Below are 13,146 nucleotides of genomic sequence, written 5' to 3'. Positions count from 1 at the left end.
TACCTCATGAGTGAATCAGCGAGCCTCGGCGCGGTCGATCACCAAACGCACGGCGCTCTGCTCGCCGCCGGTGTCGACGGCTTCGCTTTGACCCATCCACTCCCCTTTTGTTGCGTCGCCGGAACGTGAAATCCGCGCCATCACCATGACCTGCTCGACACTGGAAATCTTCAACGAAGGGACCATGGCATCGGCGTCACCCAGGGTGATGGTTGCTGGCAGATCGGCAACTGTCAGACGCTTGGCCGCCAGCGGAACCGGAGGTCCCGAAACCGCCCGAGCAAAAACGAACACGGTGTCCTGCGGCGCCACAGACGCCACGACCTTGGGGTCCAGGGCCACCTGGATTTCCAGCGTGGTGCCTGCGACATTGGCAGCACTGGCAGACGGCTGTGCCTGCTCAACTGCCGGATCGCCGTCGATCTGCTGCCGGGCACGCTCGATTCCGCCGCGGATAGCTTCACGCGAAGGGTCCTCTTCCGGCAGTGCCGCTACCAGCTGTTCCCAGAAACGTACGGCATCCTGATAACGCGACTCCTCGTACGCGGCGATACCAAGCAGGCCAAGGCTCGTCAATTCTTGCGGATCACTCTGAAGTGCCTCGTCAGTGAGCGCTTGCAGTTCTTCGGACCACTGACGATCACGGGCGAAGTACAGGGCCTGCGCCCATTGGCCAAGGAGCTCAGGCTGGCGCCCGGCGATTTCCACGACACGTGAAAAAGCCTTGGCCGCATCGCCCGGACGCTCCTGATTCATATAGGTGCGCCCGAGGAAATACCAGGCCTCGGCCGAGTCTGGCTGTTCCTGAACCGCCTGTTCCAGGTGAGCCGTCATTTCTTCGACTGTGCGCGGTTGCTCCGAAAACTGGCGAGCCATCTGCACCTTGTCACTTGCGCCCCAGTGCATGTAGAGCCCGTAGCCCACCAGGGGCACCAGCACCGCCGCGATCAGCGGTACGCTGCGACCAAGCTTGGCGATCCGCGGCGTGTCACTGCCCTCGGTGTCCTCCAGGAGCTCGCGCGCAGCGTCGGCCCGCCCAGCTTCCAGCTGCGCGTCACTCAAGGTGCCGGCGCCGTGCTGAGCGACAAGCTCAGCCAGACGCTCCTCATACAGCGCTACGTTCAGCGCGGTACGGTCTTCCTCGGCCTGGGCCCTACGGCCGCGGAGAATCGGAATAAGCAGGAAAGCCAATGCCACCAGCAACAAGGCGCCGGCGGCGATCCAGAAATCGGTCATGAGTCTTTTTTATCCAGAAGCTGGGCGAGACGCTCGCGCTCGGTCTCGGAAAGGGTATTCGACGCAGGGGTCTTCTCGACCCGACGACGGCGCACCAGGATCATGGTCAGCACACCGAAGCCCAGCACCAGTAAGCCAGCCGGCCCGTACCAAAGCAGGAGCGTCTTCGCATTCACCGGCGGGTTGTACCGCACGAAGTCGCCATAACGGTCCACCAGATAATTGATGATCTGGTCGTTGTTCTGACCTTCTTCCAGCATCCGGAAGATTTCCTGGCGCAGATCCATGGCGATCGGCGCGTTGGAATCAGCAATATTCTGATTCTGGCACTTGGGACAGCGCAGCTCTTCGGTCAATGTCCGATAGCGCTCGCGCTCGGCCTCGTCCCGGAACTCGTACGTATCGATTGCGGCCTGGGCTGTCGTGGCCAGAAGAAGGCCAAGCAACATAGCGTGGATGAGTCGCTTCATTCGTCCACCAATTCCTGATAAAGCGCTGCCAACTGTTCGCGCCAGACCCGATCATCGATCACACCCACGAACTTGTGACGAATGACGCCCTGCTTGTCGATCAAAAACGTTTCGGGCGCACCGTAAACGCCAAGGTCCAGGCCGAGGCTGCCGCGCTCGTCACGGATGTTCAGCTGATAGGGATCGTGGAATTCGCTCAACCATTTGAGTGCCGCAGCGTTGTCGTCCTTGTAATTGACTCCGTGAATCACCACACCCTGAGCTGCAAGGCGGTTCAGGACCGGGTGCTCCACCTTGCAGGCGACGCACCAGGTTGCCCACACGTTGACCAGCGCCGGCTTGCCTTTGAGGTCCTCGGCGGTGATGACGCGCTGCTCGTCTTCCACCGACGGCAGAGAGAACGCCGGCAGTGGCTTGCCGATCAGTGCCGAAGGCAGCTCGGAAGGATCGAGAAACAGGCCGCGATAAAGGAACACCGCTACCACCAGAAAAATCACCAGCGGCAGCAACATCAGCAATCGTTTCACATCAGGCTCCTTGCGCCGCCATACCCAGCGCCTCGCGCACACGGGTCTTTACCTTGACTCGATAACGACGATCGCTCGCCGCCAGCACACCGCCAAGCCCCATCATCAACGCGCCAAGCCAGATCCAGCGCACGAAGGGCTTGATGTGCACGCGCACAGCCCAGGCGCCATCGCCCAACGGTTCACCCAGCGCGACGTAGAGATCGCGGGTAAATCCGGCATCGATGCCGGCCTCGGTCATTGGCATCTGCTGCACGGTGTACAGACGCTTCTCCGGATGCAGCGTCGCGATCTGCTTGTCGCCATCGAGCACGCGGATGGTCGCCTTGTCCGAGGTGAAGTTCGGCCCCTCATGATGCACCGCACCTTCGAAGACGAATTCGTAGCCGCCAAGCGACAGGGATTCACCGGGAGCCAGGCGCAGGTCACGTTCGGCACTCTGGTGACTGGTGAGCACCACGCCAATGGCACACACAGCCAATCCTAGGTGCGCCAAATGCATACCCCAGTAGCTCGGTGCCAGGCTGCGCATACCTTTGAGCAGGCCCTTGTGACGCGTCTTGTCCAGCAGATCACGAATGCTGGCGATGACCACCCAGGCCGCCAGCAGCGACACTGCAAGCACCGCCCAGTTGAAATCGCCGAAGAGCAACGAGCCCAGCCCGCCTAGCACCACACTGGTGATCAGCACCGGCGTAAGCATGCCGAGCAGCCACTTCAGCGGCGTGTCCTTCCAGCGCACCAGGATGCCTACACCCAGCGTAACCATCAGCGCGCCAATCAACGGCACGAACATGGCGTTGAAGTACGGCGGCCCAACGGAGAGCTTGGCGCCGGACAACGCATCCAGCAGCAACGGATAGAGCGTGCCGAGCAGAATCATTGCGGTGGCCACGACGAGCAGCAGGTTGTTGACCAGCAATAGCGTTTCGCGAGACCAGAGACCGAAGCCGACCTGACTCTTTACTACCGGCGCTCGCAGCGCGAACAACGTCAGCGAACCGCCGACCACCATCAGCAGAAAGACCAGAATGAACACGCCGCGCTCAGGGTCAGTAGCGAATGCATGCACCGACGTCAGTACGCCCGAACGAACCAGGAAGGTGCCGAGCAAGCTCAGGGAGAACGCTGCGATCGCCAGCAAAACTGTCCAGCTCTTGAACACGCCACGCTTCTCGGTAACTGCGAGCGAGTGAATCAGCGCAGTTCCGACCAGCCAGGGCATGAAGGATGCGTTTTCCACCGGATCCCAGAACCACCAGCCGCCCCAGCCAAGCTCGTAATACGCCCACCAGGAACCCAGTGCGATACCCAATCCCAGGAACGCCCAAGCAACTAGCGTCCACGGACGGGACCAGCGCGCCCAGGCGGCATCCAGACGCCCGCCAAGCAAGGCGGCAATGGCGAAGGCGAAAGCAACCGAGAAACCGACGTAACCCATGTAGAGCATCGGCGGGTGCACGATCAAACCGAAATCCTGTAGCAACGGATTGAGGTCGCGACCGTCCACCGGAACCTGAGGCAGCAGGCGCTCGAAGGGATTGGACGTGACAATCAGGAACAGCAGGAAGCCGATGCTGATGAGTCCCATGACCCCCAGTACGCGCGCCAGCATGTCCTCCGGCAGCTGACGGGAAAACACCGCCACGGCGAAGGTCCAGCCAGCCAGGATGAAAGCCCACAGCAACAGCGAGCCTTCGTGCGCCCCCCAGACGGCGCTGAACTTGTAGTACCAGGGCAAGGCACTGTTGGAGTTGTGTGCAACGTAGGCGACGGAGAAGTCGTCGACCATGAATGCATAGGTCAGGCAGGCAAAGGAGAAGCCGAGAAAGGCGAACTGGCCCCACGCAGCCGGTTGCGCCAGGCCCATCCACTGCCGGTCGCCGCGCCAGGCACCGATCAGAGGGAGCGTGGCCTGCACCACCGCCAGGCACAGCGCCAGAATCATCGCCAGATGGCCGAGCTCAGGAATCATTTCGCATACTCCTGCTTGCCGCCTTCGTAGTGTTTCATCATGCCGCTCTTCTCCAGCGCCTGAGTCACTTCGGGGGGCATGTAGTTTTCGTCATGCTTGGCCAGTACCTCGTCGGCAACCAGCACGCCATCGGCGTTGACCCGACCCAGCGCGACGATGCCCTGCCCTTCGCGGAACAGGTCCGGGAGAATCCCCTGGTAGGTGATGGTGATCGCTTGGGCGCCATCGGTGACGCGGAAGGCGACACTCAGCGAATCATTGGTGCGCTTGACCGATCCTTCCTCGACCAGTCCACCCGCACGGATTCGGGTGCCCTCCGGCGCTTCACCCGCTGCAATCTGGGTCGGTGTGTAGAACAGGTTGATGTTCTGCTGCAGGGCGGACAACGCCAGCGCCACGGCGATACCGACACCAGCGACAATCGCCAGGACGATGAAAAGACGCTTCTTGCGCACCGGATTCACTTCGATTCCTCCCGGCGCAAACGACGCGCCTCATCTTGCAGGTAACGTCGACGCGCCAGTACAGGCAATACGACGTTGAGAATCAGGACAGCCAGGCTGATGCCGTAAGAGGTCCAGACGTACACGCCATGATTGCCCATGGCGATGAAATCGGCGAAGGACGAAAAGTTCACGAGTTGTTTCCTACCAGAGCCTTGACCTCATTCTTCACCCAGCTGGCACGCGATTCACGGCGCAGCACTTCCAGGCGCATGCGCATCAGCAGCACTACGGTAAAGAAGCAGTAGAAACCGATCACCATCACCAGCAGCGGCAGCCACATCTCCACGGGCATGGCTGGTTTCTCGGTGACCTTGAAGGTGGCGGGCTGGTGCAGCGTGTTCCACCACTCCACCGAATATTTGATGATCGGAATGTTCACTACGCCAACGATGGCCAGCACCGCGCAAGCCTTGGACGCGCTGTCACGGTTACTGATTGCCTGGCCGAGCGCAATGATGCCGAAGTACAGGAACAGCAGGATGAGCATCGAGGTCAGGCGCGCATCCCAGACCCACCAGGCGCCCCAGGTCGGCTTGCCCCAAACAGCGCCGGTGAGCAGTGCGATGAAGGTCATCCAGGCGCCGATCGGCGCAGCCTGCTGCAAGGCGACGTCGGCGAGCTTCATTTTCCAAACCAGCCCGACCACACCCGCCAGGGCGAGCATGACGTAGATGGACTGGGCCAGGAAGGCAGCCGGCACGTGGATATAGATGATCCGAAAACTGTTGCCCTGCTGGTAATCCTCGGGGGCAAACGCCAGCCCCCAGATCACGCCGACACTGACCAGCAGCACGGCTGCCCAGGCCAGCCAGGGCAGCCAGCGACCACTGATCTCATAGAACCATTTGGGTGAGCCCAGCTTGTGAAACCATGTCCAGTTCATCGGATGACTCATCGTCCAGCGAGCCCCTGACTGACAGGGCCTCGAGATTCGTTACATCGACCAGGCGCAAGCGCCGGCCATCTGGTGTGTCGCTATTCGCCAACGCTGATCTTCAGCCCGGCAGCTATCGCAAAGGGTGTAAGAGTAACGGCCAGCGCGGTCAGACTGGCCAACCAGAGCAAATGCCCGACTGCCGGTAGCCCTTGCAGAGCCGCTTGAAGCGCACCACTGCCGAGGATCAACACCGGTATGTAGAGAGGCAGGATAAGCAATGCCAGCAGAAGCCCGCCGCGCTTGAGCCCTACCGTCAGTGCTGCGCCAACCGCACCGAGCAGGCTCAGAATCGGCGTACCCAGTAGCAGCGAGATCAGCAGCACCGGAATGGTCCCAATCGGCAGCCCCAACATCAAGCCCAAAAGCGGTGCCAGCAGAACCAGCGCCAAACCGGAAAAAGCCCAGTGTGCCAGCACCTTGGCGAGCACCAGGAGCGCGAGGGGGTGCGGCGAAACGACCCACTGTTCAAGCGATCCATCCTCGAAATCGCTGCGAAACAGTCCATCGAGCGAAAGCAGCACTGCCAGCAGCGCAGCGACCCATACCAGGCCAGGCGAAATGGTTTGCAGCAGTTGCGTTTCCGGCCCTACCGCCAATGGAAACAAAGCGATGACGATGGCGAAGAACACCAGCGGGTTGGCCAGCTCGGCAGGACGGCGGAACAACAGGCGCGTCTCCCGCGCCAGCAGCAATGTGAATACGCTACTCATGCTGCCCGCTGCCCCAGATCCAATTCACGATAGCCGGCAGGCTTTTCCGTCAGGCTGTGGTGCGTGGTGAGCACGACCAGTCCACCCTGTTCGCAATGCGCAGCCAGATGTCTCTCAAGCTGCGCCACACCGTGCTTGTCGAGGGCAGTAAAGGGTTCGTCGAGAATCCACAGCGGGGGCGGAGCGAGATAGAGACGCGCAAGGCCTACGCGACGTTGCTGCCCGGCAGAGAGAGTGTGGCAGGGCACGTCCTCGAAACCGCGCAGTCCTACTTCAGCAAGAGCGTGCCAAATGGCTTCGCGGTTGGTCGGCTGGTGCAATGCACAAAGCCAGGTAAGATTCTCTTCTGCCGTCAGCAAGCCCTTGATCCCGGCAGCATGGCCGATCCACAACAGATTGCGGGCCAGCTCGCCACGCTGGGCATTGAGTGACTGCCCCTTGAGCAATACTTCGCCAGCAGTCGGCTGCATCAGTCCGCAAAGCAAACGCAGCAGACTGGTCTTGCCGCTGCCGTTGGGTCCCGAAATCTGCAGCATCTCTCCGCTCTCGAGCCGCAGGTCGAGCTTGTCGAAAAGCAGCCGCCAATCCCGCTCACAAGCGAGCGCTACAGCTTCGAGAAAGGGAGTTGACACGCTAGCGACACCTCAAGATGAAAAAGGCCTGGCCGCTATACTTCGGGAGCAGGGCCAGGCGGGCGGAATTATACATGGCAACCCTTGGTGCCGAGGGCCGCAAACGCGAAAGGTTGTAAGAGCATTTGAGGAAAGATGACCGAGATCAAGAGTACCACCGCTCTGCCACCGGCCAGCGCGCAACGCCCGGCAATAGCGGCTAGCGACCTGGCATTGAAGCTGCTTCAGCCGATGCAAGGCCTGCTCGCGGCGGGTGAAAATGCGGAGGCGGAAGTCATCAGCATCAGAGAGGCGGCGCAGGCGTTCCGACTGGTGCTGCGTCTAACCATGGGCAGCGGGCGCCAGGCAACCGTTGAGGTCAGCAGCAACAAGGCCCCTCCTCCCGGCGCGGCGTACATCATCACCGCACTGTCGGATACCCGCCTGCTCGCCTCTGCGCAACCGGCGGGACGTCAGCCCGCGTCGATGATCGATCTTCAACAACTGCCCGTTGGCAGCGTCATTCAAGGCCGAGTGGTCGCGACCAGCCAGCAGCAATCAGATGACGGCCAGAAGGTTTTCAAGGCGGTCATCAGCCTGCTCAACTCTTCAATAGCTGGACAGAAACTGAACATCGAGTCGACCAGCCCCCTGGCGCTCGGCAGCCTCCTGACGGCGCAGGTCAAGGGCGGGCAATCACTGGCCTTTGTTCCCCTGAGCGGGCGCCTTGATCAGCTTCATCTCGGCGAACAGCTTGGAGCCCAACAGAACCGCCAGGCCTCGCTGGAAGGGCTGTTCAAGGCGTTGCAGGGCTCCACCGCCGGGTTACCGGACGGGCTGCGCGCCGCCGCTGAAAAACTGCTTGGATCGATACCGGAGATGCAGCAGCTTGGCGACGCCAAAGCCCTCGCGGCAGCGCTGGCAAGAAGTGGCGTGTTCCTCGAGGCGCGCCTGCTGGCCGGACAGACTGAAGGACTGCAGGGTGATCTGAAGGCCGGACTGCTGCGCCTGCTGGCGCAGATGCCCAACCTTCCCGGCAGCACGCCGCTGGCCGGTGCCCAGGCGGGAGCAACGCTCGGCCAGGCACTGCCAGCCTTTGCTCGGCAAGCCCTGGGTTCTCTGGCACAAAGCAGCGCCCGCCAGCTCGCAACCGGATTCCCGCTACCGACCCGCCTGCCGCCCGGCCTGGAGGACGAAGCGGACCTCGAAATGCTGCTCAAGCTCGCAGCCGCTGCGGTATCGAGGCTGCAGACTCATCAGCTGTCCAGCCTCGCTCAGACTCAGATCGGCCCGGATGGGGTACTGCTCACCACCTGGCAGCTGGAACTACCGATGCGCGATCAGCGCGACATCGTGCCGCTGCAGATAAAAATGCAGCGCGAGGACCAGCCCAAGCGAAATGACAAGGAACGTGGCGAGCCGCTCTGGAAGATCGAACTCGCGTTCGATGTCGCACCTCTCGGCCCACTGCAGGTCCAGGCCCAGCTGACTCGCGGTACGCTGTCCAGCCAGCTCTGGGCCGAACGCGGCGCGACGGCCCAGCTGGTCGCCGCCGAACTCACCCACCTTCGAGGTCGGCTGCAGGCTGCGGGACTGAACGTCGGCGAACTATCCTGCCGACAAGGCACTCCACCGCAGGGACCGAGCACCACGCTCGAACAACGCTTCGTGGACGAAAAAGCATGACCGACAAACAGCTGCGCCAGGCCATCGCCCTCAGCTACGACGGCGTCAATGCGCCGAGCCTGAGCGCCAAGGGTGACGATGAGCTGGCAGAGGCAATCCTGGCGATTGCCCGCGAGCACGAGGTGCCGATCTACGAAAATGCCGATCTGGTGAGGCTGCTGGCAAGGCTGGAACTAGGCGACGAAATCCCCGAAGCCTTGTATCGAACCATCGCCGAGATCATCGCTTTCGCCTGGTACCTGAAGGGCAAGTGCCCGCCCGGGTTTCAGGCAGCGAGCCACGAGCAGTCCGCGCCTTCATTGCCGTTACTCAATGGGCCTGGGCATTGAGCGTTGCGCCAGCCCGATCTTCTCCAGTGATCTGTGGAAAGTCGTGTAGCTGCCAGGCGAAATAACCCGAGCGAAAATAGAAAACCTGCTGGTAGCCCCAGGCAACGGCCATGCGTGCGGCCTCTGCGCCTCGTGGACAGATCTCGCTGTCGCAGTAGATAACCAGCGGCAGCTCCCGGGGCCACTCCCGAGCCGCCAGATTGACGAAATCACTGGCAAGATCGAAATGCACAGCGCCTTCGACATGGCCCCATAGCCATTCACGGTCAGAACGCACATCGATGAACACAGCGCCGAGCTCATGCAACCGCTTGGCCTGGAAAACGTTGACGGTCATTGCCCCGTCAACGTTTTCGGGCGCTTCGGCGGCCTGTACGGAGGCAGAAGAAACCACGCAAAACAGCAGAATCAGTACGCACCGCATCACTGCCCTCCTCGTCCCCAGCCCGAGACATGGACGCGCTCAGCAACACTGAGCCGATGAGGTTTGGAATAGGCGGGGTGCCGGAGGTTCCGAATGACCGACGGGACGACAGCCAAAAGCGACGATGATCACGCTCAGGGCTTCTGGCGAGCCTTGTGCAACTTGCTCATCAGCTCGGCCTCGGACTGCGAAAGCCCACAGGTCTGGGTGAGGTCATCAATGCTTGCACCCATGCCGACCAGCTTGGCGGCCTGGGACAGGGCGAAATTATTCGGGTCCCGCTGCTCGAGCTGGGAGAGTTTCTCTGGCAAGGGCGCAACCACGCGACCCAAGTCGCGGAGTTCGTCGCCCATACGCAAGCTACCTTCCAGATAGGCATCCAGACGGCTGCTCAACTCCTTGATTCGCTTATCCCTGCTCGCATCGCGCTGCTGCTGTTGTTCTGCCAGCAGGCGCTGCCGTCTGAGCAGCCACAGGCAAAAGCCCAACAGCCCCAGACAGCAGAAAGCCAGCGCAACCAGCGATGCGACCAGCGACGCGATCAGCATGTATCAGATGCTCTCAAGCTCGGCCCATTCTTCTTCGCTCATCATCTTGTCGAGTTCGACCAGAATCAGCAGTTCGCCGTTCTTGTTGCAGACGCCCTGGATGAACTTGGCGGACTCGTCGTTACCCACGTTCGGCGCGGTTTCGATCTCGGACTGGCGGAGGTAGACCACCTCGGCAACGCTATCGACCATGATGCCGATGACCTGGCGGTCCGCCTCGATGATGACGATACGGGTGTTGTCGGAAACCGGCGCAGTATCCAGACCGAAGCGCTGGCGCGTGTCGATAACCGTCACCACATTACCGCGCAGGTTGATGATACCGAGCACATAGCTAGGCGCGCCCGGCACCGGAGCGATTTCGGTGTAACGCAGCACTTCCTGCACCTGCATTACGTTGATGCCGTACGTCTCGTTATCCAGACGGAAGGTCACCCATTGCAGAACAGGATCTTCGGAACCCTGCGCAGACGTCATCTTCATAGTCCCACCTTCTTCAGTTACCGCTATGGCGGTCGATTCTATCGCTGGGCCGCGCGCAGGGCGCGACCATATTTGAAAGTATTCAGTGTGCTCGCGGCTTTGCGGAACCTGACAGCTGCTTGACGGCTCCGCTGGCGATCAGTTCGGCAAGTGCGGTCACGTCGACCAGGGCGCACATGTGCTCGATCACCGTACCCGCCAGCCACGGGCGCTGGCTGCGCTGCGTGCGCCATTTGACTTCACTGGGGTCAAGGCGGATCGAGCGGCTGACCTGATGCACCGCCAAACCCCACTCGTAGCCCTGAACCGAAATCACATACTGCAAACCCTCTCGGAAGTCGTCGCGGTAACGATCCGGCATGACCCAGCGCGCCGTGTCGAGCACCTTCAGATTGCCCGCCTGGCTGGGCAGTATGCCAAGAAACCAGTCAGGCTGACCGAACAGCGGTGTGAGCTCCTGGTCAGCCAACGGGTAGATCGACCCCAGGCATACCAGCGGCACTGCGAGCGTCAAACCGGCAACATCGAACAGCAGGCATTCAAATGGCTCCTCCGCCCAGGCCGGCTGGCCGTCAGCGGTGACCTCGACGGGCGCAGCCGGAGTCTGTGGCGCCACCTCCACCTTTACCACCGGCTCGACGCTCGGCGTCGATGGCAGCGCCACTTCAGGCGTGACGACCGCAGGCGGTGTCGGCGGTATCGGCTGGACGATCTCCAGGCGCGGCGGCTGGATCTGGCGGGTGTCGCGCAGCTGCTCCTCGAGCACGGCAGCCTGAAACTCGTCCTGGCTGACCGAGTCCGCCAGCTCGATGGCGGCCTCCTGCAGCAACCCATCGAGATAGGACTGCAGCGCCAGCTGGGAACGGGTTTCTGTAAGGACGGTGCGGCTCATGGAACGAACTCGAGAAGAGAATCTGAACAGGCTATCGGCCAACTGCGCGATAAACTTGAGCTGTCAGGCGCCGAGCGGCACGGCATTTCACGCTACCTGCGGCGCGGCTTGCGACGCCAGCAGGTGCTTGAGCAATGCCCGGTAAGCGAGCACAGCGCGGCTTGCCGGATCGAACTGCGAAGGCGTGAGGCCGGCACGACTGGCGTCTCTCAGGCGCGTGTCGATGGGGATGAACGCGGGCCAGAGGTGATCGGCATAGCCGGCGCGCAAGACTTTAAGCGTATTCATCGAGGCCTGGGTCCGGCGATCGAACAGCGTCGGCACGATGGTGTACGGCAGTGCCTGCTTGCGCGAACGGTTGATCATCGCCAGCGTGCTGACCATCCGCTCCAGGCCTTTCATCGCCAGGAACTCGGTCTGTACCGGAATGACCAGCTGCTGGCTGGCCGCCAGGGCATTGACCATCAGCACACCGAGCAGCGGCGGACTGTCGATGATCGCGTAATCGAAGTCCTGCCACAGCTGCGACAGACTCTTGGCAATCACCAGGCCAAGACCGTTCTGCCCGGGTGACTGGCGCTCCAGCGTTGCCAGCACGGTACTGGAAGGCATCAGCGAAATACGCTCATGACTGGTAGCCAGCAGCAGTTGCCAGGGCAATCCCTCAGGCACGGTGCCCTGATGCTGGAAGAGGTCGAAGACGCTATGTTCCAGGTTGTCCGGATCGTGACCGAAATAGCTGGTCATCGAGCCGTGCGGATCCAGATCAAGCACTACTACGCGCTTGCCGGAATCAGCCAGCAAACCTGCCAGCGCGATCGACGTGGTGGTCTTGCCCACCCCACCCTTTTGATTGGCTACAGCCCAGACTCTCATGCTTTTCCACCCGGTTCGCTGCTGACCGGCATTGCGCCCCCTCATGGGTGACGCGACGGTGTTTTTTTGACGATTGCGCCTACAGACGCCTACATGGCTCGAGCCGGTGCAGGTTGTGTGCCAGCCCGACGCAGCGCCTCGTCAGGTCGTGCATTGCTGCTGCCCATACCGCTGACGCTGCGGCGCACATCCAGATTGCGCGATACCACGAGGATCACCCGGCGATTACGCGCCCGCCCGGCGGCGGTCGCGTTGTCAGCCACTGGCTGGAACTCGCCATAACCCACCGCTGCCAACCGTGACGGATCCACCCCCTGCGCCGCGAGCATTCGTACCACGCTGCCGGCACGCGCCGCAGAAAGCTCCCAATTGGTCGGAAACTTGTCGGTGCTGATGGGCAGGTTATCGGTGAAACCCTCGACATGAATCGGGTTGTCAAAAGGCGCCAGAATCCCGGCCACCTTTTCGATGAGGGCGAATGCGTGGTCGTTGGGCAGAGCATCTCCGCTGGGAAACAGCAGGCTGGAGTTCAGCTCGATTTCGATCCACAGTTCATTGCCGCGTACCGTCAGTTGCTCGTTGGCGATCAGCTCACCGAACGTCTCGCGCATGCTCTGCGCAATACGCTCCAGCGGATCGAACACCGGCTCCCCGTTCAATACCGACTGAGCGGATGGATCGTCGACCTGGGATACATCGGGCTCGGTGGTACGCGGTCGCTCCTCACCGATAGGAATGGGCTTGACCGAGCGATCGACCTGATTGAACACGCCGACGAGCGAGTCCGAAAGGATCTTGTATTTGCCCTCGTTGATGGAGGAAATCGAGTACATCACTACGAAGAAGGCGAACAGCAGCGTAATGAAGTCGGCGTAGGAAACCAGCCACCGTTCGTGATTCTCGTGCTCTTCCGGCGCTCTGCGTCTGGCCATGGCG

General features: G+C 61.5%; 17 protein-coding genes. 2 read left to right on the top strand and 15 right to left on the bottom strand.

What is annotated here, in order from left to right; all coding sequences use genetic code 11:
• Positions 1-15: 15 nt before the first annotated feature.
• From ccmI to ccmA, 9 genes are all read right to left on the bottom strand, one after another.
• The gene (gene ccmI, locus EA798_RS07500) at positions 16-1,236 is read right to left on the bottom strand and encodes a c-type cytochrome biogenesis protein CcmI (RefSeq protein ID WP_122098535.1); all 1,221 of its coding nucleotides are present in this window, start codon (positions 1,234-1,236) and stop codon (positions 16-18) included.
• Entirely contained in the window at positions 1,233-1,706 is a 474-nt protein-coding gene (locus EA798_RS07495; protein WP_106158329.1) for a cytochrome c-type biogenesis protein, read from the bottom strand. Before EA798_RS07495 ends, ccmI begins: the two co-directional genes overlap by 4 nt.
• Positions 1,703-2,233, bottom strand: a complete 531-nt coding sequence (locus EA798_RS07490; RefSeq protein ID WP_106158328.1) for a DsbE family thiol:disulfide interchange protein — start codon at positions 2,231-2,233, stop codon at positions 1,703-1,705. The genes EA798_RS07495 and EA798_RS07490 overlap by 4 nt, the downstream gene beginning before the upstream one ends.
• 1 nt (position 2,234) lies before the next feature.
• Positions 2,235-4,208, bottom strand: coding sequence for a heme lyase CcmF/NrfE family subunit (locus EA798_RS07485; RefSeq protein ID WP_122098534.1), 1,974 nt, complete (start codon positions 4,206-4,208; stop codon positions 2,235-2,237).
• The gene (ccmE, locus tag EA798_RS07480) at positions 4,205-4,672 is read right to left on the bottom strand and encodes a cytochrome c maturation protein CcmE (protein ID WP_015276606.1); all 468 of its coding nucleotides are present in this window, start codon (positions 4,670-4,672) and stop codon (positions 4,205-4,207) included. Before ccmE ends, EA798_RS07485 begins: the two co-directional genes overlap by 4 nt.
• Positions 4,669-4,845 (bottom strand): heme exporter protein CcmD, encoded by a 177-nt coding sequence (gene ccmD, locus EA798_RS07475; RefSeq protein WP_015276605.1) that lies wholly within the window; start codon positions 4,843-4,845, stop codon positions 4,669-4,671. The genes ccmE and ccmD overlap by 4 nt, the downstream gene beginning before the upstream one ends.
• Positions 4,842-5,597, bottom strand: coding sequence for a heme ABC transporter permease (locus EA798_RS07470; protein WP_106158326.1), 756 nt, complete (start codon positions 5,595-5,597; stop codon positions 4,842-4,844). The genes ccmD and EA798_RS07470 overlap by 4 nt, the downstream gene beginning before the upstream one ends.
• 92 nt (positions 5,598-5,689) lie before the next feature.
• Positions 5,690-6,361: a heme exporter protein CcmB gene (gene ccmB, locus EA798_RS07465; RefSeq protein WP_106158325.1), complete on the bottom strand. Its 672-nt coding sequence runs from the start codon at positions 6,359-6,361 to the stop codon at positions 5,690-5,692.
• On the bottom strand, positions 6,358-6,993 hold the full coding sequence (ccmA, locus tag EA798_RS07460; RefSeq protein WP_106158324.1) for a cytochrome c biogenesis heme-transporting ATPase CcmA: 636 nt from the start codon (positions 6,991-6,993) through the stop codon (positions 6,358-6,360). The genes ccmB and ccmA overlap by 4 nt, the downstream gene beginning before the upstream one ends.
• Positions 6,994-7,128: 135 nt before the next feature.
• On the opposite strand from ccmA, the gene fliK reads away from it, so the two are divergent.
• Together fliK and EA798_RS07450 are read left to right on the top strand one after the other, a co-directional pair.
• Positions 7,129-8,658 (top strand): flagellar hook-length control protein FliK, encoded by a 1,530-nt coding sequence (fliK, locus tag EA798_RS07455; protein ID WP_122098533.1) that lies wholly within the window; start codon positions 7,129-7,131, stop codon positions 8,656-8,658.
• A complete protein-coding gene (locus EA798_RS07450; protein WP_122098532.1) occupies positions 8,655-8,987 on the top strand; it encodes an EscU/YscU/HrcU family type III secretion system export apparatus switch protein in 333 nt (110 codons plus the stop codon). The genes fliK and EA798_RS07450 overlap by 4 nt, the downstream gene beginning before the upstream one ends.
• Here EA798_RS07450 and EA798_RS07445 read toward each other — a convergent pair.
• The 6 genes from EA798_RS07445 to motD form a co-directional block, all read right to left on the bottom strand.
• Positions 8,968-9,411 carry a rhodanese-like domain-containing protein gene (locus tag EA798_RS07445; RefSeq protein WP_122098531.1) on the bottom strand — a complete coding sequence of 148 codons (444 nt, stop codon included), beginning with the start codon at positions 9,409-9,411 and terminating at the stop codon, positions 8,968-8,970. The two genes, EA798_RS07450 and EA798_RS07445, sit on opposite strands and share 20 nt — an antisense overlap.
• A gap of 134 nt (positions 9,412-9,545) precedes the next feature.
• Positions 9,546-9,959: a DUF2802 domain-containing protein gene (locus EA798_RS07440; RefSeq protein ID WP_106158320.1), complete on the bottom strand. Its 414-nt coding sequence runs from the start codon at positions 9,957-9,959 to the stop codon at positions 9,546-9,548.
• Positions 9,960-9,962: 3 nt separating this feature from the next.
• Positions 9,963-10,442 (bottom strand): chemotaxis protein CheW, encoded by a 480-nt coding sequence (locus EA798_RS07435; protein ID WP_015276597.1) that lies wholly within the window; start codon positions 10,440-10,442, stop codon positions 9,963-9,965.
• Between the two features lie 82 nt (positions 10,443-10,524).
• Positions 10,525-11,334 (bottom strand): CheW domain-containing protein, encoded by an 810-nt coding sequence (locus EA798_RS07430; RefSeq protein WP_122098530.1) that lies wholly within the window; start codon positions 11,332-11,334, stop codon positions 10,525-10,527.
• 87 nt (positions 11,335-11,421) lie between these two features.
• A complete protein-coding gene (locus EA798_RS07425) occupies positions 11,422-12,210 on the bottom strand; it encodes a ParA family protein (protein WP_015276595.1) in 789 nt (262 codons plus the stop codon).
• Between the two features lie 89 nt (positions 12,211-12,299).
• A complete protein-coding gene (gene motD / locus EA798_RS07420; protein WP_106158318.1) occupies positions 12,300-13,142 on the bottom strand; it encodes a flagellar motor protein MotD in 843 nt (280 codons plus the stop codon).
• Positions 13,143-13,146 lie beyond the last annotated feature (4 nt).

The organism is Pseudomonas songnenensis (assembly GCF_003696315.1).
Lineage (GTDB): Bacteria > Pseudomonadota > Gammaproteobacteria > Pseudomonadales > Pseudomonadaceae > Stutzerimonas > Stutzerimonas songnenensis.
Note: the sequence above shows the minus strand (reverse complement) of the source record. Positions and strands in the feature narration are given on the sequence as shown.

What these genes read in the sequence shown, in the direction of transcription:
- ccmI (WP_122098535.1), bottom strand. Translation starts at nt 1,236, where the DNA reads ATGACCGATTTCTGGATCGCCGCCGGCGCCTTGTTGCTGGTGGCATTG.
- EA798_RS07495 (WP_106158329.1), bottom strand. Translation starts at nt 1,706, where the DNA reads ATGAAGCGACTCATCCACGCTATGTTGCTTGGCCTTCTTCTGGCCACG.
- EA798_RS07485 (WP_122098534.1), bottom strand. Translation starts at nt 4,208, where the DNA reads ATGATTCCTGAGCTCGGCCATCTGGCGATGATTCTGGCGCTGTGCCTG.
- EA798_RS07470 (WP_106158326.1), bottom strand. Translation starts at nt 5,597, where the DNA reads ATGAACTGGACATGGTTTCACAAGCTGGGCTCACCCAAATGGTTCTAT.
- ccmB (WP_106158325.1), bottom strand. Translation starts at nt 6,361, where the DNA reads ATGAGTAGCGTATTCACATTGCTGCTGGCGCGGGAGACGCGCCTGTTG.
- fliK (WP_122098533.1), top strand. Translation starts at nt 7,129, where the DNA reads ATGACCGAGATCAAGAGTACCACCGCTCTGCCACCGGCCAGCGCGCAA.
- EA798_RS07450 (WP_122098532.1), top strand. Translation starts at nt 8,655, where the DNA reads ATGACCGACAAACAGCTGCGCCAGGCCATCGCCCTCAGCTACGACGGC.
- EA798_RS07445 (WP_122098531.1), bottom strand. Translation starts at nt 9,411, where the DNA reads ATGCGGTGCGTACTGATTCTGCTGTTTTGCGTGGTTTCTTCTGCCTCC.
- EA798_RS07440 (WP_106158320.1), bottom strand. Translation starts at nt 9,959, where the DNA reads ATGCTGATCGCGTCGCTGGTCGCATCGCTGGTTGCGCTGGCTTTCTGC.
- EA798_RS07435 (WP_015276597.1), bottom strand. Translation starts at nt 10,442, where the DNA reads ATGAAGATGACGTCTGCGCAGGGTTCCGAAGATCCTGTTCTGCAATGG.
- EA798_RS07430 (WP_122098530.1), bottom strand. Translation starts at nt 11,334, where the DNA reads ATGAGCCGCACCGTCCTTACAGAAACCCGTTCCCAGCTGGCGCTGCAG.
- EA798_RS07425 (WP_015276595.1), bottom strand. Translation starts at nt 12,210, where the DNA reads ATGAGAGTCTGGGCTGTAGCCAATCAAAAGGGTGGGGTGGGCAAGACC.
- motD (WP_106158318.1), bottom strand. Translation starts at nt 13,142, where the DNA reads ATGGCCAGACGCAGAGCGCCGGAAGAGCACGAGAATCACGAACGGTGG.